The sequence below is a fragment of the Nonomuraea sp. NPDC052116 genome (assembly GCF_040680035.1).
Lineage (GTDB): Bacteria > Actinomycetota > Actinomycetes > Streptosporangiales > Streptosporangiaceae > Nonomuraea > Nonomuraea angiospora_A.
This window is the reverse complement of record NZ_JBFAWA010000035.1, coordinates 119,191-140,260: the sequence shown is the minus strand read 5'-3', so window position 1 is coordinate 140,260 and position 21,070 is coordinate 119,191. Positions and strand designations below refer to the sequence as shown.

Sequence of the window (21,070 nt, the reverse complement as noted above, 5' to 3'; positions counted from 1 at the left end):
AGGATTGTCAGCGGAACCGTAATGATGGTAGCTACCCAACATTCGTTCCGGAGGCGTTGGCGACGACCGAGTCCCCCGGGTGGATGCGAACGCGATCGGCTCTACAGTAGGGCCCTACGTGATCACACCTTCGACTCAAGGGGAACTGGGTTGTGAAAGGTTACATACAGGTCCTAACCACTGTGCCGAATGCCGACGAGGGTGCTGCTCTGGCGCGTAGCATCACCTCGCAACGTCTGGCCGCTGGTGTGCAGATCGTCGGGCCGATTCGGTCCTTGTATTGGTGGAAAGGCTCTTTGCGTGACGAGCAGGAATGGCAGTTGGTTATCACGACTACGCATACTCTGCTTGCCGCGCTTGAGAGCCACATCAAGGCCAACCACAGTTACGAGACGCCGGAAATCATTACAACCGAAATTATTGCAGGAAGCGATGATTATCTGGACTGGATTAGTGAGGAGACGCGGAGAATTGACGCTTCGTGATGGCCAATTCTTCTAGGAACGCGCGGACTGGCGGTTGAGTCTGCCAGCGCCTGAGCGACTCCGCTAGGACGATGAATCGCGGCAGCCAGATACCGGACTCCGTTTCACGAATGATCGCAAGACCCTCTCTGGCTGCTTTGACAGCTTCCATCACCGAGCCGTGCACGAGATGAGCTGTGGCAATGTCGCCAAGAATGATGCCTGCGCGCTTTCGTTCCACCTCTGGCAAGCGCGCTATGACAGCACGCGCTACCCGCTCGGCTTCATCCAGTCGGCCGATTTGGGCATAGGTGGAGATCTGGAAGGAGTCAAGGCGATCCCGGTCTAGGAATCTTGTCCATACGCGGTCCTCTTCTGGATCCGCGATATTGAACGCCTCGTTGGCGTCAGCCCACGATCGAAGGGCTGCTTCCTTTTCCCCTAGTGCGGCGCTCTCTTCCGCATGCCTTGCGGCCAGCCACGATGTGGTTCCAGGTGATGTCTCCCTGGGCAGATGCTGTAGCGCGGTTGCCAGGAGTGCGCGCGCCCGCCCGTGGTTTCCTTTGCCGCTTGGTATGTAGCTCCTGTATCTGAACGCGCAGGCGATGATAGCTGGGTCGTTTGCCTCCTTGGAGGCTTTCTCTGCTGTGTCGTAGAAGTTCCGGGCAGCGGATACGTTTCCTAGATCTGTCGCGATCCAGCCGGCCAGTACGCTGCTTTCTCCCGCCACGACGATCAAGCGTTGGCGAAGCTCGTCTTTGGGATCGGTCGCGGTGCCGTTCAGGATGGTGCCGACCTCATTCAGGTGGGCCGCAAGCCCTTTGAAGATCGTATGTGCGGGGAGCATTTCTTCGAGACGGTGGAAGCCGGCGGATCTGGCCTCCAGTTCCCGCACTACCGCTTCGTCAAGTGCGCTCGGCCTGGACAGGGCGAATGCGACCTTCTCCCATGCCTCACTTTGAGCTAGAGCTGACTGGGCACCGAGTTGTGCGACCATGGCTAGCAATTCGCGGCGTTTCAACGGCTCACCCCTTTTCCCGATCGCTTCAGCGAAGAGCTGCAAGTCGAAAGTGTCTGTGGGGATCTGGACCCCGTCACTGACGACCTGTGCACCGGCCCTGCCGCCAGAGGACGACAGTCCCAAATGGCGACGCAAGTGGGCAGGCATGCCCAAACCATCAGCGAACGCCTCAAATGTATGCTTTGCGGTCGGGATGCGCTTGCCGCTCTTGTACTCGCTGATGCGGCCCTGGGGCCTCCCGGTGAGATGGGCGATCTGGCCTTGGGTGATGCCGTACTTGGTGAGGATGCGGATTAACCCGCCCAGATCACGGCGTTTGCACGCGTCTTCCACGTCTTGACGTGCAAAAACAGTCTCAAGAACTTGTCGTGCCCGCTCTTGATCCATAGTCATGGCGGCGTTCCGTTCCCCTGGTAGCGCAGCCTTTCGAGAGAAGTGAAGCTCTTCAAGTCCATCACACCGTGAGATATCACGGTGAGATTCTGCAGAACCGGTCTACTTGGAAACCTCACATCAGTTCGTGGCGCAGGTCAGGGCTGATCTGAGGCAGAGCCGAAGACCCGCATTTGTCTGGCTTCCGCCTGTTCTTTGCTCGGAAAGCGGAGTTGCGGGAGGGCCAGAGCATGACCGGGGAGCACGAGGCGTATCGCCTCAACCCCATCGTCGCCGTTGCCGATCAGCTACAACGGGAGCTGGCCGTGCACGGGATCACAACCGATGTGCACGACGGCTACGGGCTGGCTGTGGTGTCGGTATGGCGTGGCCTGCTCGTCTGGACCAACGGTGATCTCTTCTGGTGGCTGGCCGGCTGGAATGACCGCCGCGCCCGCGCCATCTACGCCTGGCATTCCACGACCGACCCGAAGAGGGCTGCGCGACGTATCGCCGCCCGGTACAGGGATCTTCGCGCTGCGCTGGACAGGTCGTGATCGAGATGGCACAGAGCAAGTGGAGCCGAGCCCATCCGGTGGCCGATCAAGCGTCCCAGCTGGGGAAGAGTCACGCATGGTGCAGCCCGCTTTCGAAGGCCGCGTTCCTCGACCTTTTCGATCTGAATATCGATGACTGCCGTCAGGGTTACAACGCCACCTCGCTGTATCACCTGTACTTGGACTCTCGTATCCGTACGCGAGTCCGGGCCTGGACCGAAGCGGAAGACGCACGGTCGGCGCTTGCTGAGAATCCTGCGCTGCCGCCGCCCTGACGCGCGACGGTGCGGTTGACCGGGCTCGCTCACACCTGTGCCACCGCGTCCCGCATCGTCGCGTCAACGCCCCCGGCAGAGCCCTCTGCGCTCGAAAGAGTGCCAGTTCCCAAGGGCTCTGTCGGGGGTCCCTTTGCGTCTGGCGTCGTGAGCTGGGGTTTATCTCACCGCAGGATCTGATCCATCTCATCGCCGGATGTTTTTGATCTCACTACACGATCACATCGCGCGATGGGTTCACCCCTTCCCCGAAACCTACTTTCGCCTCGTAGGTCACCGGAAACGGAAGGGAAGTGATCTAGATGAGCCCAGCTCAGCGCCACCAGCGCCGCGACCTGATCGCGGGATTGCGCACGCTCGCCGCTTTCCTGGACAGTCACTCGCAGGTGCCCGTTCCCAGGTACCGGACAGTGCGGGTGTCGGTCCACACGCTCTACGACACCGACGCGACCACGGAGGCGGAGGCGATCGCCGAAGTCGGGCGGGTGGCCGCGCTGTTGGGCGTCACGCCCACAATCCAGCGAGGACATCACGTCGCCTGCGCGACGTTCGGCGCGGTCTGTTACGAAGCCCTCCACGTCACGCACGCGGCCATGGCCCGCATCCAGGCCTTGGACTCCTACCGCGACGCGATCACCCTCGACGAGACCGAGGGGGCGTGAGCGATGGACCTCGGACTGTTCGTCGTGTTCCTGGGCCTGGCCCTGTCGCTCGGCACGCTGACGCTGTTCGCGGTGCTGGTCACCGTGATCCGCGCCGAGGACCGCCGCCACGCCCCCACCGGAATCCTGAGCCGCCGCCTCCTGGGCACCCACGCCCACCACTGCCCGCCAGCCGCCTGTCCCGGGAGGAGGTGAACCCCTGATGCGAGCCCTCCCATTCCAGCCTGGCCGATGCCTGTGCGGAGCCGCCACGCCCGGAACCCTGCGGTGCCGCAAGTGCCGCGCTCGCTGGGCGCTGGTGCCGCCGCAAGTCCCGGCACGACGGCATCTAGCCCCATCCCCAGTCCCCCGCGAGATCCCGTGAGAGGAGGTGAAGCCCTCATGACGGTGACTGTCCCGCTGGTGCTTGTGGTCGGTGCGGTGGTGTTCATCGCCTGGCGCTATCTGGGCCTGCGCTGGTGGCACGCGCTGATCTGCCTGCTGTTCGGCTTCCTGCTGGCCGCCACCACGCTCGCACCCGACATCCGCGCCGTTATCCAGGCTGCCCTGAGCTGGATCACCGGCCACTGAACTGCCCGCCAACCGAAGAAGGTGATGCTTAATGACCCAACGCCACCCCTACCCACACGCTGATCTCCAAGGAGCTGCCACCCGCAACACCACCGCCGCCGAACTGCTAACGGCATTCGCCAAGTCCGCCCCCGCTCTCGACCACCTGTGGCGCCACATCTTCGACGCCCTGGCCGACGCTCCCGCCCTGATCACCGACATCGACCGTCTCCGCGCCGAGCTGTCCACCGCCCGCTACCAGCGCGCCAACCTGATCGCCGCCATCCGGGCCACCCTCGCAGCCCACGACGAGGGCGAGTACGACCCCCTGTTCTACGTGCGCGACGAACTGCACTTCCAGCGCCACTCCGACACCCGACGCGCGACAGGTGGTGGCCGATGAACCGTCATCGCGCCTCGCGCTACCAGATGCGGCGCAACGCCCGCCGCATGCGCCGCTACGGCGTCGAACCCATCGGCCTTATCACCGACGACCTCGAATTCGCGCCCCTGGTCATCGCCGGCATCGCCCGCGCCGTCTGGCGCTACCGATCCGAACTCGCCCCCCTCACCGCCGCGTTGGTCACCGTGGCGGCAGGGGCGACCCTGCACATCTGGTACCCGACCTGGTGGCCCACCGTCCCCCTGCTGACCGCCACCGTGGCACTGGCGCTGCTCGTGTGGGGACGATGGTTGAACCTCACTCGCCCGATCGAACGCAGCTATGCGGCGACTGCCACGGCGTTCGCGGGCGGGTGGCTGACCGCCGCCGCCCGCAATGGCCCCTTCACACCGCCGCTACCGGCGATCCTGCTGATCGGCGGAGTGCTGCTGGCCGTTCCGTGGTGGGCGCACCGCCGGCGACGTGCCCGGGTCCGCGTCGAGCGCACCCTGGCCGCCTGGCCCGACATCGCCAAAGCGGCCGGTCTGGCTGGATCCCGTGTTCAATCCGCGATGGTGGACCTGTGGGGCTACCGCTTCCGTCTCGGACTGGGGCTCGGCCAGACCGTAGAAGACGCGGTCAACGCCGTCCCCCGCCTGGAATCGGCGCTCGGCACCACACGCGGTGGTATCCGCGTCCAACCGGTGGCCACCAAGCAGGCCAACCGTGCCGATGTTCGGGTCATCGAAACCGACCCGCACGCCGACGCCATCGCCTGGCCAGGCCCATCCATCACCTCGATCACCCAGCCCGCCAAGCTTGGGCTGTTCGAGGACGGCACACCCGTCCGCGTCCCCCTGCTGCGGCGGCATGGGCTGTTCGCGGGCATGTCGGGGGCAGGCAAGTCAGGCGGCGTGAACGTGCTGCTCGGGGACCTGACCGCCTGCGAAGACGTCATCTTGTGGGCGGTCGACCTCAAGCGCGGCATGGAGCTGATGCCCTGGGCATCGTGCATCGATCGCCTGGCCACCACCCCGCAAGAGGCAGAGAACCTGCTGGCCGATGCCGTGGTCATCCTCGACGGACGGGCCGACGACCTCACCAAGCGTGGCGAACGCGTCTGGGAGCCGTCCGCCGACAGGCCCGCGCTGATCATCGTTATCGACGAGTACGCCGAGCTGGCCAGCGAGGCACCACGAGCCATCGACTACGCCGACTCGATCGCCCGACGTGGCCGCGCCCCAGCCGTCAACCTGATCGCCGCCACCCAACGCCCCTCCAAGGACGCGATGGGCAAGAGCGCGGTCCGCTCCCAGATGGATGTTCGGCTGTGCTTTCGCGTCCGGGAACCCCGCGACGGTGATCTCATCCTGGGCCAGGGCATGGTCAAGGCCGGCTGGCACCCCCACAAGCTCGACGCCCCCGGCAAGTTCCTGATCAGCTCCCCAGAACACGACATCCCCCGCCGCGCCCGCACCTACCTCCTCGACGACGAGGGCGTACAGGCCACCGCCGAACGGCACGCCGAACACCGCCCGCCCCTCGACGAGGTATCGGCTCAAGCTCTGCAACGCGCAACTGAGACGCCCGCCCCGCCGCCACAACCCGCCATCCGACCGTCGCCCCGGCACGCCCGCGACAACGCCGTACGGGAAGCCGAGGAGGCTCTGACAACCGCGCTGAGGCAGGCCCCCGACGACGGGACAAGCGTCGGTGATCTCATACGTGCAACCGGCATGCGCCGCACCTGGGTCTACCAACGCCTCCAAGAACTAGGCCATGCGCGCCAGGTCGAACAGGTCGCGCGGGGACGCTGGCGCGCCCTCCCCGAGATACACGATCCGTAATCGTCCGCATCCGTTGTCCGCGTCCGTCCGCGCGTCTGCGCGTGTATAGGGCGCGACAGGCACGGACGGACGAACGGACGGACCATCACAGCCCGTAACCAGAAACACGCGAACCCCGCGAAGGAAGAGAGCCGTCCACGACAAACCGAGAGGGGGGATGCGCATGCAGGCATACACCGTCGAACAGGTCGCAGAGATGCTGAGCATCGGACGCGACAAGGTCTACTACCTACTCCGCACACAGCAGCTCAAGAGCATCAAGATCGGCAAGCTTCGCCGGATCACCGACCAGCACCTTGCCGACTTCATTTCCTCGCTGGAACCGATAGACGAGGCGTAGAACGCCGTGCTACACCGTTCGTATAGGCCGGACGCGAGACAAAGCCCGCCGTCCGGCCGGCGCCTCTTGATAACTGCATGACACGAAAGGAAGCCGTCTATGACGAGCGACCGAACGACCCTGCCTCCCGTACGCGTGGACACAGAACTGAAAGACCGTCTCCGCAAGTACGCCGAGTCGCAGGAACGAGATGTGTCGTGGGTGATCAGGAAGGCGATCGAGGAGTACCTCAACCGTCACGAGAAAGGGTGATCCCTTGGCCAAAATCCTGATCGGCAAGTACGAAGCGACCATCTATCCCGAGGGAGAGGGTTACACCGGAGCCATCTCCCTCGGGTTCGGCCCCGACGGCAAGCGCCAGCGCCTCAAGCGCAAAGGCAGGACCAAGACCGCGGTCAAGGACAAGCTGATCAAGGCCGTCAAAGACCTTGAGGCGGGCATCACCGCATCGGAGACCTACACCGTGCGCGATGCCGTCAACGACTGGCTCAGCAAGGGCCTCAAGGGCCGGTCCGAGAACACCGTCACCAAGCTACGCATCCTCGCCGAGACACACGTCATCCCACGGCTGGGAAAGATCAAACTCCAGCAGCTACGTGCCGATCACGTGGATGAGTGGCTTGATCAGCTCGCCGGCAAGCTGGCCACCACCACCCTCCGAGAGATCCACAGCGTGCTCAAGAGAGCCATCCGGCAAGCTCAGGCACGCGACATGGTGCTCAGGAACGTTGCCGAACTGGTCACCACGCCCAAGGGCACGGACGGCCGGCCGAGTAAAGCACTCAATCGGCAACAGGCAGAGGCAGTGCTCAGGGCCGCCGAGTCGTCCGAACTCCACGCGTACGTGGTGATCAGCCTCACCACTGGCGTCCGCACCGAGGAAGCCCGCGCGCTGCGCTGGGATCACGTCGTCGCCTGGATACCGGAAAGCAAGTCCTGGCGACCGGTGACCGAAGTGGGGTTCAACTACAGGAAGTTCGCCATCTACGTATGGCGCGCCGATCGAGATGGAGGTGACACCAAGACCCGTAAATCGAGGCGCACGCTGGAACTGCCCAAGCTGGCGGCGCAAGCCCTCCGGCAACACCACGTCCGCCAAGCCGCCCACAAACTCAAGGCCGGCGAGGCATGGCGAGACCACAACCTGGTGTTCTGCACGAGTGTCGGCACCCAACTGGACGCATCAAACGTGCGACGGGCATTCCGCAAGATCACCAAGAATGCGGGGATCGGGTCCGCCTGGACGCCCCGCGAGCTGCGTCACTCGTTTGTCTCGATCATGAGTGACCAGGGCGTACCCATCGAGACCATCGCCGATCTCGTCGGGCACGCGGGCACGCGGGCACCAGCGTCACGGAAGCGGTCTACCGGCACCAGCTCAGGCCGGTGATCACCAAGGGGGCCCACACGATGAACATCATCTTCGGCGACAGCCGACACGGGTAGAGAGTCCGAGTGAGATGGCTCCCCGATTGGCTCCCATCGACTTGCAGACACGAAAAACGGGGCTCCGGATCTCTCCGAAACCCCGTCTCACCTGCATCTTCGTGGTGGGCGATACTGGGATCGAACCAGTGACCTCTTCGGTGTGAACGAAGCGCTCTCCCGCTGAGCTAATCGCCCGCCCTGTTGGCTCCTTGCGGTGCCGACGGGGAAAACCATACCGCACTCTGGCACCTGCTGGCGAAGCGAAGCGACCGGGCGGTGGGGCCGGGGTGGATGCGGGGTGGATGCGAGGTGGTTCGCAGGTGGCTCCGCGGTTGCTCTGGGGTTGCTCCGGGGAGGATCGGGGGAGGTTCCGGGGTGACGACGACGGGGCCGTGGGAGGGATTCAGGTGAAACGCGGCGGTTGCCCACCGGCGGGGTGGGTCGGTGGCATACCATCGTCCTGTTCCGTAAGGCACCGATCGCGATCTTTTGGTGAGAAACGTTCATGGTCGGCGCGGCGGGACAGGCTCCACAACACGCAAAACCCTCGTAAATACGACCCGATTTGATCCCGTTTAGCCTGGTAGATGCCTAAATGTCCAGCTGTGATGTGCGTTACAGAAGGCCCCTGGAGCGGAATCTTTCCTACAGGTTTCTTCGTTCCGCGTCATAGCTCAGGACGAAGTCCGTCAGAGCAGTGAAAGCCCCGAAGAGGGGACCTACGACGAAAAGGTTTGGCTGACGATGAACAGCACCACCGTCTCCGCCGAGCTTGGCCTTCGGCTTGTGGTCCCCGACCGTACTACCGTCCCCCTGCTCGCCGGACTGAGTTACACAGCCGACGATCCATACGCCATACGCATGGCCTTCCACGTGGGGAATGACGAGCCGGTCGAGTGGATCTTTGCTCGCGAACTGCTCACTGTGGGCATCGTGAGGCGTGTCGGCGACGGCGACGTGCAGGTGTGGCCCGCGCGTGCCGATGGCGAGCGCACGCTGCACATCAGTCTCACATCCCCGTTCGGGCAGGCGCTCTTCGAGGTGCCGCTGGCCCCGCTCACCGAGTTCCTCCACCGTACGTACGAGAAGGTCCCCGCGGGCCGTGAGACGGACTACATGGACCTCGACGCCGAGCTGACCAACATGCTCTGGCCCTCCTGACGCCCTAGCCAGGCAGCGTTTCCAGGACTTTGCGCATGCGGGCGATCTCGATGCTCTGACCCGAGTACACGTCCTTCGCCATCAGCCGCATGCGCTGGTCCCGGCCGGCGGCCAGCTCCTCCCCCGCCATCTTGACCGCTCCCTCGTGGTGCCTGGTCATCAGCTGCAGGAACATGCGGTCGAAGGCCGCCCCCTTGGTGGCGCGCAGCGCGTTCAACTCCTCCTGCGTCGCCATGCCGTACCCCGAAGCCTGGGTGTGCGTGTGACCGTCCGGGGCGGAGCGGCCGAGCTCGGCCAGCCAGCCCGTCATGGCCTTGATCTCCGGGGTCTGGGCGGCGGTGATCTGGCGGGCGAACGCGCGGATGGTGTCCGTGGTCGTACGGTCGTTCACCAGTGAGGTCATCTCCAGGGCCTGGCGGTGGTGGGGGATCATGGCCTCGGCGAAGCGCACGTCCGAGGCCACCGTCGGTCTGGGCGTCTGCCCGACCCGCTCCCCCGGCGTCGCGGTACGGCCTGGGGCCCCCGGACTCCCCGGCACGATCACCGGCGCCCCCGTGCCCACGGGGGAAGGACCGGCGGGCTCCTGAGAGCAGGCGGCAAGGGCGATTGTGGTCACAACTGTGATGAAGACCGCACGCGTGCGCGTACCCACTGGCATAGCTTCCATAGTGAACTACGAGACAAAGGGGAATGCGCGTTGATCTCTGCCAAGTTGCGCGGAGCGTTGTTGTGTACGGTACTGCTGTTAACCTCCGCCTGCGCGGCGGGGCAGACGGCGTCCGGGCCCTCAACGCCCGACACCTCCACGCAGGAGACCAGCGCTCCAGCCGGCAAGCCGTCCCCCACCGGTGACGTGATGACGAGTGACAACGTCAAACTCGTCGCCCAGATGCGCCGGCCCGCCCCGCTGAACGGACGGGACGACATCAACACCGACCTGGCGTTCCAGGGCGATTACGCGTTCGTGGGAAACTTCGGCGGGTTCGCGATCTACGACATCAGCAACCCGACCAAACCTCAGCTGGTGAGCACGGTGTCCTGCCCGGCCCAGCAGAACGACGTCTCGGTGTACGGCGACCTGCTCATCCTGTCGATCGACGAGCCGCGCAGCGGTGAGGGGTGCGACTCCGGTGAGGACAGCCGCGACTGGGAGGGGTTGCGGATCTTCGACATCAGCGACAAGAAGAGCCCCAAGTACCTCAGCGCGGTCAGGACCGACTGCGGCTCGCACACGCACACGATGGTCCCGGCCGGGGAAACGCTCTACGTGTACGTCTCCTCGCCCGGCCCCGAGCCCGAGTCGAAGACCTGCCCCCCGCCCCACGAACTCATCCAGATCGTAGAGATCCCCACAAAGTCGCCTCAGTCCGCAAAAATCGTGGCGAAGCCGGATATTTTCCCTGAAAGGCAGCACTCCGAGCTCGCCTCCGGCTGCCACGACATCACCGCGTACCCCGAGAAGAAGCTGGCCGCGGCCGCCTGCTTCGGCGACGGCGTGCTCCTCGACATCTCCGACCCGGTCAATCCGAAGGTCCTCCAGCAGATCACCGACACGGAGAACTTCCAGATCTGGCACTCGGCGACGTTCAACAACGATGCCACGAAGGTCGTGTTCAGCGACGAGCTGGGCGGCGGCGGCCAGGCCACGTGCGACAGCAACACGCCGCGCACGAAGGGCGCGGACGCCGTGTACGACATCGTGAACGGCAAGCTGGAGCGGCGCGGGTTCTTCAAGATCCCCCGGGATCAGCAGGAGAACGAGAACTGCGTGGCCCACAACGGCTCCCTGATCCCGGTGCCGGGCAAGGACGTCATGGTGCAGTCGTGGTACCAGGGTGGGGTGTCGGTCTGGGACTTCACCGACTCGGCCAACCCCAAGGAGATCGGGTTCTTCGAGCGCGGCCCGTTCCCGGGCGGTGGCATCGCCGGGTCCTGGTCGGCGTATTACTACAACGGGTACATCTACTCCAGCGACATCATGGAGGGGCTGGACGTCCTGGAGATCAACGATCCCCTCACTGATCCGGCCAAGAAGGTCAAGATGGACGATTTCAACGTCCAGACTCAGAAGTCGTACTGAGGCTGAGGACTGGCGGGCCGGCCGCCACTCCGGGGTCGCGGCCCGGCCTATCCAGGCTGGGGCGCGGCTCACCCGGCCCGGGGCAACTCATCGGGTGAGCGCGACGGGCGTTCGGCCGGTGCCGGGCCGGGTGGGGGTGGCGGGCTGCTCGGTCGCCGTCAGGTGGAGGTGGCGGGCTGCCCGGTCGCTCCCGCATGAGGGTGGTGAGCTGGGCGGTCGCCCGCCGGGCGAGGGTGGCAGGGCGGTCGGTCGGCACTGGGTGAGGGCGGTTAGGGGCTCGCGGGAGTCGTCTGAGCAAGTCGGAACAGCAAGAAGCCCCAGCCCCGGCGAGTGCCGTGGGCTGGGGCCTTGAGCATGGTGGACGATACTGGGATTGAACCAGTGACCTCTTCCGTGTCAGGGAAGCGCTCTCCCGCTGAGCTAATCGTCCTTGTGAGGTGGCGACGGGATTTGAACCCGTGTGGACGGCTTTGCAGGCCGCTGCCTCGCCTCTCGGCCACGCCACCGAGCCGGAAGCTCCGAGCGGAAGACGGGATTCGAACCCGCGACCCTCACCTTGGCAAGGTGATGCTCTACCACTGAGCCACTTCCGCATCCGCCCCGTTTAACCGGGGTGACGAGAGAACTCTAGCGAATCCTGGCCGAGTACCCAAACTGGATTACGCTCACGCAGGTCACGTGTGGCCTCCGTTAACGGTGATGCGCTGGCCCGTGACGAACGCACCGCCTTCCGAGGTGAGGAACGAGACGGCCGCCGCGACGTCATCAGGCGTGCCCATGCGGCCCAGGGGCACCTCCGCGAGGTAACCGCTCTCGTCGAGGCCCGCGTGCCGCTCCACCGGGATCCAGCCGGGGGCGACGACGTTGACCGTGATGCCGTACGGGCCCAGCTCGCGGGCCCAGACCTCGGTCATGGCGTGCTGGGCGCTCTTTGCCGCGATATAGGCGGACATGCTGGGCAGTTTGCGGTCCACGATGTCCGAACCGATCTGGATGACACGTCCGCCGCCGTGTTCCTTCATGCCCGGCAGCACCGCCTGCACCAGCAGTGTCGGGCTCTTGACGAAGAACTCGAGCTGGTCGAGCTGCGCCTGCCAGGTGAGGTCCTCCAGCGCGATGGACGGCTGCGGGCCGGTCGCGTTGACCACCAGGACGCGGATCGGGCCCAGGCGCTCGGTGACGTCGGCGACCAGGGACGACACGTCGGGCTCGTGCGTGACGTCGGCGGCGAACGTCTCCGCGACGCCGCCCGCGGCGCGGATCTCGTCCACCACCTTCGTGGCACCGGCGGCGTCCCGGCTGTAGTTGACGGCGACGGCCAGGCCGTCGGCGGCCAGCCGGCGCGCGATCACAGCACCGAGGCCGCGCGACGCGCCGGTGACGAGGGCGACTGCTGTCATGAGACCCGACTCTAGCGACGGGCTCCGGTGACGGGCTCTGGTGACGGGCTCATCGAGCGCCCCCGCCAGGGCTTGGGCGATGCGAACGCTATCGGCCAGACTCAGGCGACGTAAGCGCCGTGGAGCGCCGTAAGACCCAGCGCGCCCAGCCCGACGAGCCAGGTGGAGCCCAGTGAGCACCGTTGGGCACCCTGAGGCAGGTGAGCGCCGTAGGCCGGGTTCTAGTGGCGTGGCGGGCCGCCGGACACGCCCGTCGAGTACGGTGCCTCCGTCTCCAGGCGGTAGTCCCGGCCGGAGACGGCGCGGTTACCCTCGATGACGCGTTCGGAAGGCGGCCGTTCCCCGTCCGCCAGCGCCTGCCGCATCCTCCGGAACCGCTCGTGCTCCTCCAGCACGTACCCGGTGCCCAGCGTCGTGCGGTCGGCCTGGGTGGCGAGCAGGTCGCGGAGGTAGGCCTTGTTCGGCTCGAACGTCATCGGCGGCGGGCACGCCTGGGCCAGCACCTGGTCGGGATCGCGCCCGTCGAACCGCCTGAACAGCTCGGCCGCCAGCCGCAGGTGCTCCAGCTCCATGTTGAGGTGCAGCTCCCAGATGCCCTTCACCCGGGGATCCGACTCGGTCTCCATGCACGAGTAGTACAGGTAGCACTCGTTGTACTCGTGGTTGAGCAGCCGCTCCCACCAGCTCTCGCCCCCGTCGGCCAGCGACTCGTAGTGGGTGAGGTGCCCCTCCTCGACCAGCCCGATCTCCTGGTAGAGCCGGCGGGCCGCGGGCTCCAGGCACATGGGGCCGGCGTTCATGGAGAAGTTCATGATCTGCTGCTCGACCGCCATGACGGTGAGCGCGTGCAGCCGCGACAGCGGCTCCGTCTTCCCCCGGTCGTACGGCTCGCGCACGTTGTCCACCGGATCCCGATGCTGCAGGTACGTCGGCCGTCCCGGCATCACCTCGGTCACCCGGCCCACGATCTTCTCGGCCGCGCGGTGCTCGATCATCTCGTACAGGTTCGCGTACCGGTAGAGGTGGTCGAGGTGCTCCAGCAGGCCGAACTGGTAGGCCTGCTTCAGATAGTCGTCCGGCTCCAGCCGCGCCGCCCACGCCGTCAGGTCCACCGCCGCCTGCTCGTAGGCGATCGTGGTCTCCAGCACCGACGACAGCCCCGACAGCAGCCAGTTGACCGCTTTCTGCTGCTGCGCCTCGATGTAGCGCACCCGCGCCAGTTGCTGCCTGATCTCGGTGTCGGGACAGTGGCGGGCGAGCTGGTGGCTGAAGAGGATCGCCTCCGTCTCGATCGCGTTCATGGTGATGATGCGGCAGCGCGTGTAGGGGTCGGTGTGGTCGGGGTCGATCGGCGTGACGTTCAGCTCGTTCCAGTGGCGCAGCTGGTCGTCCAGCGGGATACCCCGCTCCTGCAGTGGGTCGAAGGCCATGTCGCTGCGCTTACCCGGGGCGAAATGCGGCAACCTCCGCTTTCGGTCCTCTGACGGCCCGTGTTCGGTAAGGAAGCGCGTGCTCGCCGGAGGCTCGGGTAGGGCGCGGGCGTGGGTGAACAAGATGTCATCGATTTGCTGGTGATCCAGCACAGCCAGATCAGGGACCTGTTCGACGAGGTGGAGCAGGCGCCGCCGGACAAGGTGGAGGAGGCCTTCGATCGTCTCACGCGGATGTTGTCCGTGCACGAGACCGCCGAGGAGGAGATCGTCCATCCGTACGCGCGCAGGAAGCTCGACAACGGGCAGGGCGTCGTGGGCGACCGCCTGACCGAGGAGAACCGGGCCAAACAGCTCCTCCTCGACCTCCACAAGGGCGGAGTGGACCATCCGCGGTTCTGGGAGCGGCTCGGCGAGCTGCGCCTGGCCGTGGCGGCGCACGCCCGCAGCGAGGAACGGTACGAGTTCGTCAAGTTGCGCGCGAAGACCTCCGCGGTCGAGCGGCGGGCCATGGCCGCGGCGGTGCGGGCAGCCGAGAGCCTCGCCCCGCTGCGCCCGCACCCCGGCACGGAGAGCGCCACCAAGAACGTCCTGGTGGGCACGCCGATCGCGCTGATGGAGCGGGCACGGGAGCTGATCCGCAAGGCGCTCGGCAAACGCGGCTGACCTTTCGGCGCACGTCGCGAGGCGGCGAGCGCGGCCGACCCCTCGGCGCACGTCGCAGGGCGCTCGGCAAGCGCGGCGTGACCCTTCGACGCGCGTCGAAATGTCGCCGTACTAGCGTCGTACGCATGGAGTACATCGCTCGCGACGCCGACATAGCCCCCGTCGCCGCGCTCATCGCGGACCCGACCAGGGCGGCCATGCTGACCGCCCTCCTCGACGGGCGGGCCCTGGCGGCGGGAGAGCTGGCCAGGGTGGCCGGGGTCAGCGCCGCCACGGCGAGCGCCCACCTGTCCAGGCTGCTCGACGGGCGGCTGGTCGACGTCGTACGCCAGGGCCGCCACCGCTACTACCGCCTGGCCGGGCACGACGTGGCCGAGGTGCTGGAGGTGCTGGCCAGGGTCAGCGCCCGCCCGCCCGTACGGTCCCTGCGCCAGTCCAGGCAGGCCAGGATGCTGGAGGAGGCCCGCACCTGCTACGACCACCTCGCGGGACGCGCCGGGGTGGGGCTGCTCGACCGGCTCGCCGAGGGCGGCTACTACGCGGCGCAGGACCTGACCGAGGCGGGAGAGCGGCTGCTGGCCGGCATCGGCGTGGACGTGGACGGCGCGCGCAGGTCGAGGAGGCGGTTCGCGCCCGAGTGCCTGGACTGGACCGAGCGCAGAGCGCATCTGGGCGGGGCCCTGGGGGCCGCGATCACCGAGGTGCTCTTCGAACGGGACTGGTACCGGCGCGGCAAGGTGCCCAGAGCGGTGGTCCTCACCGACGAGGGCAGGGAGGGGCTGTCCGCATTGTTCCCAAGTAAGGAGCTAACATCGGGTACGCCGGTTACCTAGCGAGCAGCGAGAGAGAACGCCCCATGCGCGACAACGAGGTCGTGAACGTCGGCCCCGAGCCCCTGACCTTCGACGACGTCATCCGGGTGGCCCGCCATGGCGCCCCCGTACAGCTCACCGACGACGCCCTGGCCGCCATCTCGGCCGCCCGCCAGCGGGTGGACGAGCTGGCCGAGAGCCCGACGCCCGCGTACGGCATCTCGACGGGCTTCGGAGCCCTGGCCACCCGCCACATCGACCCGGCCCTGCGCGCCCAGCTCCAGCGCTCGCTGGTGCGGTCCCACGCGGCGGGCAGCGGCCCCGAGGTCGAGACCGAGGTCGTACGCGCGCTCATGCTGCTGCGCCTGCACACGCTCGCCACCGGCCACACCGGCATCAGGCCCACCACGGCCAAGACCCTGGCCGCGCTGATCAGCGCGGGCATCACGCCGGTCGTGCACGAGTACGGCAGCCTCGGCTGCTCGGGCGACCTCGCGCCGCTGGCGCACGTCGCGCTCACGCTGATGGGCGAGGGCGTCGTACGCGACGCCTCCGGGAACCTCCAGCCCGCCGGCGAGGCGCTCAAGCAGGCCCACATCGACCCCGTCGAGCTGGCCGCCAAGGAGGGCCTGGCGCTCATCAACGGCACGGACGGCATGCTCGGCATGCTCATCCTGGCCATCCACGACCTCACGGCGCTCGTCAGGACCGCCGATGTCAGCGCCGCGATGAGCGTGGAGGCGCTGCTGGGCACCGACCGGGTGTTCATGCCGGAACTGCAGGCGCTCAGGCCGCACCCCGGCCAGGCCCTGTCCGCCGCCAACATGACCAAGGTCCTGCGCGAGTCCGGCATCATGGCCAGCCACCGCGACCCGGAGTCCTGCACCCGCGTCCAGGACGCCTACTCGCTGCGCTGCGCCCCCCAGGTCGCCGGGGCCGCCCGCGACACGATCGCGCACGCCGCCACCGTGGCCGGGTGGGAGCTGGCCAGCGCCGTCGACAACCCCGCCGTGCTGGCCGACGGCCGCGTCGAGTCCAACGGCAACTTCCACGGCGCGCCGATCGGGTACGTCCTGGACTTCCTGGCCGTGGTGGCCGCCGACCTGGCCTCGATGTCGGAGCGGCGTACCGACCGGTTCCTGGACGTGGCCCGCAACCACGGCCTGCCGGCGTTCCTGGCCCACGACCCTGGCGTGGACTCGGGTCACATGATCGCCCAGTACACCCAGGCGGCCATCGTCTCCGAGATGAAGCGCCTGGCCGTGCCCGCCAGCGTGGACTCGATCCCCAGCTCGGCCATGCAGGAGGACCACGTGTCCATGGGCTGGTCGGCGGCGCGCAAGCTGCGCAGGTCGGTGGACGGGCTCACCCGCGTGCTGGCGGTCGAGGTGCTCACCGCCGCCCGCGCGCTCGACCTGCGCGCCCCTTTGGAGCCCGCGCCCGCGACCGCGGCCGTCGTCAAGGCGCTGCGCGAGACCGTGCCCGCCCCCGGGCCCGACCGCTTCCTCGCGCCGGAGATCGAGTCCGCCGTACGCCTGGTCGCCGAGGGCGGCGTGGTGGCGGCGGCGGAGTCGGTCACCGGCCCCCTGAACTAGCGGGGAAGCGCGACGATCAGGTCCACTTCCAGCAGCAGCCCCGGCCGGAACAGCCTGGACACCTCCACGGTGGTGCTGGCCGGGGGCGTGCCGGTGATGTACTTCGCGCGGACCCGTCCGTAGTCGAGGAGCTGATCCATGTCCGTCACGTACGTCCGGATGAACGCGATGTCCTCGAACGCCGCCCCCTGGTCGGCGAGGATGCGCGAGATCACCTGGAAGATGTGCTCGGACTGGGCGGCCATGGATCCTTCGCCGACGACGTTCCCCTGCTCGTCGAAGGCGGCCTGGCCGGAGACGTAGAGCATGTCGCCGACGCGTACGGCGTGCGAGTACCGGCCGTTCGTGGCGGGGATCGTGGACAGGTTCAGCGGCACCGCACGGTGGGTGGTCCCCCCGCCGACGTGCTCGGCGATCGCCGTCAGGTCGCGCTCCCCCAGCCCGGCCGCCCGCGCCTCCTGCAGCCTGGCCCGGGCGGCGCCGGCCATGGAGGCGCCCTCCCAGGCGCCCAGCTCCAGGTCCTTGGTCGCGTGCCCCAGCGAGTAGCGGGTCTCGGCGGACGGCACGCGCAGCCGCTCCGCCAGCGTGCCCAGCGGGGTGCCCGACAGCACGTCGGCCAGCGCGCCACGGTCCACGCCGTGCGCCTCGCCGTACGCGAACGTCTCCGCCAGCAGCACCTGGGCGGGCACGATCGCGCTCATGACGGCGATCTTCATGGCCGCGCCCGCGCCCAGCGGCCCGAGCTCCCGCACCGACCCGAACACCGACAGCACCTCGCGGCAGCCCGACACGTCACCGCCGGCCAGCACGGTGAGCGTGCCGTCGGCCGCGGGGGCCACGCTGCCCAGCACCGGCGCGTCCACCAGGCCCACCTCGGCCGGCAGCAGCGCGCGCAGCTCGCGCACCGCCTCCGGGCCGATCGTGGACATCTCCACCACCGTCGCGCCGGGCCGCAGCCCCGGCAGCGCCGCCGTCAGCACCTCCCGCACCGCGGCCGGGTCGCTGAGCATGGTGATGACCAGCTCGGCCCCGTCCACCGCCGCCGCCGCGGTCACGCCGCTCCCGCGCCGCCACGTCGTCACCTTGTGCCCGGCCCGGGTCAGCCGCCGGGCCATGGGGACGCCCATGCGTCCCTGTCCGAGAAAAGCAATCATGCGCCACAGTCAACCTGGGTGCGAGGTATTCCACCACCGACTAGATTGCATATCAGCCATGCGAGATCTGAATGCCTTGGACCCGGGAGCGCTGCGGCTGTTCCACGAGGTCGCCGTGAGCGGCTCCTTCACGGCCGCCGCCGAGCTGCTCGGCTACACCCAGTCGGCGGTCTCCCGCCGCGTCGCCGCGCTGGAGCGCGCCACCGGCGGGCCGCTCTTCGAGCGCCTGCCGCGCGGGGTGCGCCTGACCCCGGCGGGGAAGGCGCTGCACCGGCATGCCACGGCCGTGCTCGACCGGCTCGAACGCGCGGGCGAGGAGCTGGCCGCCATCCACACCGGCCGGGGCGGGACACTGCGGGTGGGCGCGTTCGCCACGGCCAACGTGGATCTGGTGCCCGGCACGCTGAAACGGTTCGCCGAGCGGCGGCCCGACGTCGAGCTGCGGCTGATCGAGGGGCTGACCTCGCGGCTGATGGACCGGCTGCGCGGGGGCGCCCTCGACGTGGCCGTGATCAGCGACTACCCGGCCGGGCTGTCCGCCGAGGGCGTCCGTACGGTGCCGCTGCGCGAGGACCGGCTGCTGGTCGCGCTGCCCGGCGGCCACCGGCTGGCCGCCGAGGCCGACGTGGACCTGCGGGACCTGGCGGAGGAGACGTGGATCGAGGCCGCCCCGCGCGGCCAGCCGACCCTGCTGGTGACCGCGTGCGCGGCGGCCGGGTTCACGCCGCGCAGCGGGCTGCGGGTGGCCGAGTGGACGGGCAAGTTCGGGTTCGTCGCCGCCGGGCTCGGGGTGACGCTGGTGCCGGAGCTGGCGGCGCGGGCCGTACCGGGGGATCTGGTGCTGCGGCCGCTGCGGGGGATGGCGCCCGCGCGGAAGGTGTACGCGGCCCTGCCCGAGGCGCCGCTGCCGGCCGCGCTGGAGCTCGTCGAAATGCTGGGAGAATGGAGAATGTGTACGACGGTTTCGCCCACTTAGGCCACGTGTACGCGACCGGGTTGCGTGACGTGACCTCCGACCTGGCCGCGCTCGACGGCGAGGGCTGGTGGGCTGTCGTCGTCGACTACGAGGGCAAGGTGACGTGCGCCCGGTTCGACCGGGTGCGCGAGTCGCCCCTGCCCGCTCCCGCCCGCCCCTGGCACGGGCCCCGGCCCGACCAGTGGCGCAGTTCGCTCGATCAGGCCGCCTATGAGCGGGGCGTGCGCGCCATCCGCGGCTACATCGAGCGGGGCGAGGTCTACCAGGCGAACCTCTGCCGGATCCTGACGGCCCCCGTCCCGGCCGACGCCGACCCGCTCGCCCTGGCCGCCCGGCTGGCCGCGGGCAACCCCGCGCCGTACGCGGCCGTCATCCGGGTGCCCGGCCTGAGCGTGGTGTCCGCATCGCCCGAGCTCTACCTGTCGCGTGACGGCGACGTGGTGGAGTCCAGGCCCATCAAGGGCACCGGCGCGACCGCGGACGACCTCCTCGACAAGGACTACGCCGAGAACGTCATGATCGTCGACCTCGTCCGCAACGACCTCGGCAGGGTCGCGGCCGTCGGCTCGGTCGAGGTGCCGTCGCTCTGCGCCGTCGAGGAGCACCCGGGGCTCGTCCATCTCGTCTCCACCGTCCGCGCCAGACTGGCGCCGGGGGCGGGCTGGCCCGAGCTCTTCGCCGCGACTTTCCCGCCCGGATCTGTCACGGGCGCGCCCAAGTCGTCGGCTCTGCGCATCATCAACGAGCTCGAACCTGCACCCCGGGGGCCGTACTGTGGGGCTGTGGGCTGGGTCGACGCCGACCGCCGCCGGGCGGCGCTGGCCGTGGGCATCAGAACATTCTGGATCTCGCCGTTGTCTCACGGCAAAGGCGAGCTCCGATTCGGCACGGGAGCGGGCATCACCTGGGGCAGCGATCCCAGGCGCGAATGGCTCGAGACCGAGCTCAAAGCAGCCAGGCTCATCGCACTGGCATCCACAGGAGGAACTACATGAACATCCCTGTCTGGGTCAACGGCGAGCTGATCGACCCCGCGCAGGCCACCGTATCGGTGTTCGACCACGGACTCATGGTCGGCGACGGCGTCTTCGAGACCATCAAGATCGTGAACGGCCGGTCGTTCGCGCTCACCCGTCACCTCGACCGGCTCACGCTCTCCGCCCAGCGCATGGACCTGCCCGAGCCCGACGTCGACGCCATCGCCGACGGCATCGGCAAGCTCCTGGCCGTCGCGCCCGCGTGGGCGCTCGGCCGCATCCGCGTCACCTACACCAGCGGCCCCGGCCCCCTCGGCTCCGACCGCGGCGACCAGGGCACCACCTCCGTCGTCATCGTGGACGAGCAGAAGCCGTTCCCGGCCACCGCCAACGTCACCGTCGTCCCCTGGCCCCGCAACGAGCGCGGCGCCCTGTCCGGGGTCAAGAGCACCTCGTACGGCGACAACGCCAAGGCCCTGCTGTTCGCCAAGAAGCGCGGGGGCGGCGAGGCCATCTTCGGCAACCTGGCGGGCGACCTCTGCGAGGGCACCGGCTCCAACATCTTCATCGTCCGCGACGGCCGCCTGCTGACCCCCACCCTCGAGGCCGGCCCTCTGGCCGGGGTGACCAGGGCGCTGGTGCTCGAATGGTGCGGCGGTGAGGAGACCGACGTGCCGCTGTCGGCGCTGTACGAGGCCGAGGAGGCGTTCCTGACCTCGACGACCCGCGACATCCAGCCGATCAGGCTCGTCGACGACACCGAGCTGCCGATCGCTCCCGGCCCGATCACCACCAAGGCCATGCGGATCTTCGCCGAGCGTTCCGCCGCCGACCTCAACCCGTAGGCCGCCAGGGGCGGGGGTGCGAGGCCGGCCGCTGTGAGGCCCCGGATGAGGAGCAGGGCGGTGCCCGCGGAGTGGGT

Annotated in this window: 24 protein-coding genes and 4 tRNA genes; 19 read left to right on the top strand and 9 right to left on the bottom strand. The window is 68.1% G+C overall.

From position 1 onward, the window contains the following. Positions 1–152 precede the first annotated feature (152 nt). Positions 153–485: a divalent-cation tolerance protein CutA gene (gene cutA / locus AB0L65_RS47760; RefSeq protein WP_364260677.1), complete on the top strand. Its 333-nt coding sequence runs from the start codon at positions 153–155 to the stop codon at positions 483–485. Here the strand turns inward: cutA and AB0L65_RS47755 are convergent. Then, positions 451–1,878: a helix-turn-helix transcriptional regulator gene (locus AB0L65_RS47755; RefSeq protein WP_364260674.1), complete on the bottom strand. Its 1,428-nt coding sequence runs from the start codon at positions 1,876–1,878 to the stop codon at positions 451–453. The two genes, cutA and AB0L65_RS47755, sit on opposite strands and share 35 nt — an antisense overlap. 230 nt (positions 1,879–2,108) lie before the next feature. On the opposite strand from AB0L65_RS47755, the gene AB0L65_RS47750 reads away from it, so the two are divergent. The 10 genes from AB0L65_RS47750 to AB0L65_RS47705 all read left to right on the top strand — a co-directional run bounded on the left by AB0L65_RS47750 (position 2,109) and on the right by AB0L65_RS47705 (position 7,859). Then, positions 2,109–2,414 (top strand): hypothetical protein, encoded by a 306-nt coding sequence (locus AB0L65_RS47750; protein ID WP_364260671.1) that lies wholly within the window; start codon positions 2,109–2,111, stop codon positions 2,412–2,414. Next, complete coding sequence (locus AB0L65_RS47745) at positions 2,411–2,689, top strand: hypothetical protein (RefSeq protein ID WP_364260668.1); 279 nt, start codon at positions 2,411–2,413, stop codon at positions 2,687–2,689. The genes AB0L65_RS47750 and AB0L65_RS47745 overlap by 4 nt, the downstream gene beginning before the upstream one ends. 302 nt (positions 2,690–2,991) lie before the next feature. Further along, complete coding sequence (locus tag AB0L65_RS47740; RefSeq protein WP_364260665.1) at positions 2,992–3,351, top strand: hypothetical protein; 360 nt, start codon at positions 2,992–2,994, stop codon at positions 3,349–3,351. Between the two features lie 3 nt (positions 3,352–3,354). Next, on the top strand, positions 3,355–3,546 hold the full coding sequence (locus tag AB0L65_RS47735) for a hypothetical protein (RefSeq protein ID WP_364260662.1): 192 nt from the start codon (positions 3,355–3,357) through the stop codon (positions 3,544–3,546). 186 nt (positions 3,547–3,732) lie between these two features. Then, positions 3,733–3,921, top strand: coding sequence for a hypothetical protein (locus AB0L65_RS47730; protein WP_364260659.1), 189 nt, complete (start codon positions 3,733–3,735; stop codon positions 3,919–3,921). 31 nt (positions 3,922–3,952) lie between these two features. Then, positions 3,953–4,303 (top strand): hypothetical protein, encoded by a 351-nt coding sequence (locus tag AB0L65_RS47725; RefSeq protein ID WP_364260656.1) that lies wholly within the window; start codon positions 3,953–3,955, stop codon positions 4,301–4,303. Then, positions 4,300–6,129, top strand: a complete 1,830-nt coding sequence (locus AB0L65_RS47720; RefSeq protein ID WP_364260654.1) for a cell division protein FtsK — start codon at positions 4,300–4,302, stop codon at positions 6,127–6,129. Before AB0L65_RS47725 ends, AB0L65_RS47720 begins: the two co-directional genes overlap by 4 nt. A 163-nt stretch (positions 6,130–6,292) precedes the next feature. After that, a complete protein-coding gene (locus AB0L65_RS47715) occupies positions 6,293–6,469 on the top strand; it encodes a helix-turn-helix domain-containing protein (protein WP_364260651.1) in 177 nt (58 codons plus the stop codon). A 99-nt stretch (positions 6,470–6,568) separates the two neighbouring features. Then, a complete protein-coding gene (locus AB0L65_RS47710; RefSeq protein WP_106240258.1) occupies positions 6,569–6,721 on the top strand; it encodes a ribbon-helix-helix domain-containing protein in 153 nt (50 codons plus the stop codon). A gap of 4 nt (positions 6,722–6,725) precedes the next feature. Next, positions 6,726–7,859 (top strand): site-specific integrase, encoded by a 1,134-nt coding sequence (locus tag AB0L65_RS47705; RefSeq protein WP_364260648.1) that lies wholly within the window; start codon positions 6,726–6,728, stop codon positions 7,857–7,859. Between the two features lie 158 nt (positions 7,860–8,017). Here AB0L65_RS47705 and AB0L65_RS47700 read toward each other — a convergent pair. Beyond that, positions 8,018–8,092: transfer RNA gene (locus AB0L65_RS47700), tRNA-Val, on the bottom strand. A 549-nt stretch (positions 8,093–8,641) separates the two neighbouring features. Between AB0L65_RS47700 and AB0L65_RS47695 the strand changes: the two genes are divergently transcribed. Further along, positions 8,642–9,058 (top strand): SsgA family sporulation/cell division regulator, encoded by a 417-nt coding sequence (locus tag AB0L65_RS47695; protein WP_103958541.1) that lies wholly within the window; start codon positions 8,642–8,644, stop codon positions 9,056–9,058. Between the two features lie 4 nt (positions 9,059–9,062). On the opposite strand, the gene AB0L65_RS47690 is transcribed toward AB0L65_RS47695, so the two are convergent. Further along, the gene (locus AB0L65_RS47690; RefSeq protein ID WP_364260645.1) at positions 9,063–9,674 is read right to left on the bottom strand and encodes a DUF305 domain-containing protein; all 612 of its coding nucleotides are present in this window, start codon (positions 9,672–9,674) and stop codon (positions 9,063–9,065) included. A 240-nt stretch (positions 9,675–9,914) separates the two neighbouring features. Here AB0L65_RS47690 and AB0L65_RS47685 point away from each other — a divergent pair, with 240 nt between their 5' ends. Continuing rightward, positions 9,915–11,138, top strand: coding sequence for a hypothetical protein (locus AB0L65_RS47685; RefSeq protein WP_364260642.1), 1,224 nt, complete (start codon positions 9,915–9,917; stop codon positions 11,136–11,138). A 355-nt stretch (positions 11,139–11,493) separates the two neighbouring features. Here the strand turns inward: AB0L65_RS47685 and AB0L65_RS47680 are convergent. The 5 genes from AB0L65_RS47680 to AB0L65_RS47660 form a co-directional block, all read right to left on the bottom strand. Continuing rightward, a tRNA-Val gene (locus AB0L65_RS47680) sits at positions 11,494–11,568 on the bottom strand. Between the two features lie 5 nt (positions 11,569–11,573). Further along, positions 11,574–11,644, bottom strand: a tRNA-Cys gene (locus AB0L65_RS47675). Positions 11,645–11,659: 15 nt separating this feature from the next. Further along, a tRNA-Gly gene (locus AB0L65_RS47670) sits at positions 11,660–11,731 on the bottom strand. A gap of 81 nt (positions 11,732–11,812) precedes the next feature. After that, positions 11,813–12,538 carry an SDR family oxidoreductase gene (locus AB0L65_RS47665; RefSeq protein WP_364260639.1) on the bottom strand — a complete coding sequence of 242 codons (726 nt, stop codon included), beginning with the start codon at positions 12,536–12,538 and terminating at the stop codon, positions 11,813–11,815. A 221-nt stretch (positions 12,539–12,759) separates the two neighbouring features. Continuing rightward, positions 12,760–13,968 carry a hypothetical protein gene (locus AB0L65_RS47660; RefSeq protein ID WP_364260636.1) on the bottom strand — a complete coding sequence of 403 codons (1,209 nt, stop codon included), beginning with the start codon at positions 13,966–13,968 and terminating at the stop codon, positions 12,760–12,762. Positions 13,969–14,079: 111 nt separating this feature from the next. On the opposite strand from AB0L65_RS47660, the gene AB0L65_RS47655 reads away from it, so the two are divergent. From AB0L65_RS47655 to hutH, 3 genes are all read left to right on the top strand, one after another. Then, complete coding sequence (locus tag AB0L65_RS47655; RefSeq protein ID WP_364260633.1) at positions 14,080–14,634, top strand: hemerythrin domain-containing protein; 555 nt, start codon at positions 14,080–14,082, stop codon at positions 14,632–14,634. A 125-nt stretch (positions 14,635–14,759) separates the two neighbouring features. Continuing rightward, on the top strand, positions 14,760–15,467 hold the full coding sequence (locus AB0L65_RS47650; protein WP_364260630.1) for a metalloregulator ArsR/SmtB family transcription factor: 708 nt from the start codon (positions 14,760–14,762) through the stop codon (positions 15,465–15,467). Between the two features lie 23 nt (positions 15,468–15,490). Beyond that, on the top strand, positions 15,491–17,041 hold the full coding sequence (hutH, locus tag AB0L65_RS47645; RefSeq protein ID WP_364260627.1) for a histidine ammonia-lyase: 1,551 nt from the start codon (positions 15,491–15,493) through the stop codon (positions 17,039–17,041). Here the strand turns inward: hutH and AB0L65_RS47640 are convergent. Continuing rightward, a complete protein-coding gene (locus tag AB0L65_RS47640) occupies positions 17,038–18,195 on the bottom strand; it encodes a Rid family hydrolase (protein WP_364260624.1) in 1,158 nt (385 codons plus the stop codon). The two genes, hutH and AB0L65_RS47640, sit on opposite strands and share 4 nt — an antisense overlap. A 58-nt stretch (positions 18,196–18,253) precedes the next feature. Here AB0L65_RS47640 and AB0L65_RS47635 point away from each other — a divergent pair, with 58 nt between their 5' ends. Genes AB0L65_RS47635 through AB0L65_RS47625 form a run of 3 tightly spaced genes read left to right on the top strand, consistent with a single transcriptional unit; the run spans position 18,254 to position 20,993 of the window. Next, entirely contained in the window at positions 18,254–19,171 is a 918-nt protein-coding gene (locus tag AB0L65_RS47635; protein WP_363972220.1) for a LysR substrate-binding domain-containing protein, read from the top strand. After that, complete coding sequence (locus AB0L65_RS47630) at positions 19,138–20,166, top strand: chorismate-binding protein (protein WP_364260621.1); 1,029 nt, start codon at positions 19,138–19,140, stop codon at positions 20,164–20,166. The genes AB0L65_RS47635 and AB0L65_RS47630 overlap by 34 nt, the downstream gene beginning before the upstream one ends. After that, on the top strand, positions 20,163–20,993 hold the full coding sequence (locus AB0L65_RS47625) for an aminotransferase class IV (RefSeq protein ID WP_350727106.1): 831 nt from the start codon (positions 20,163–20,165) through the stop codon (positions 20,991–20,993). Before AB0L65_RS47630 ends, AB0L65_RS47625 begins: the two co-directional genes overlap by 4 nt. The last annotated feature ends 77 nt before the right edge of the window (positions 20,994–21,070 follow it).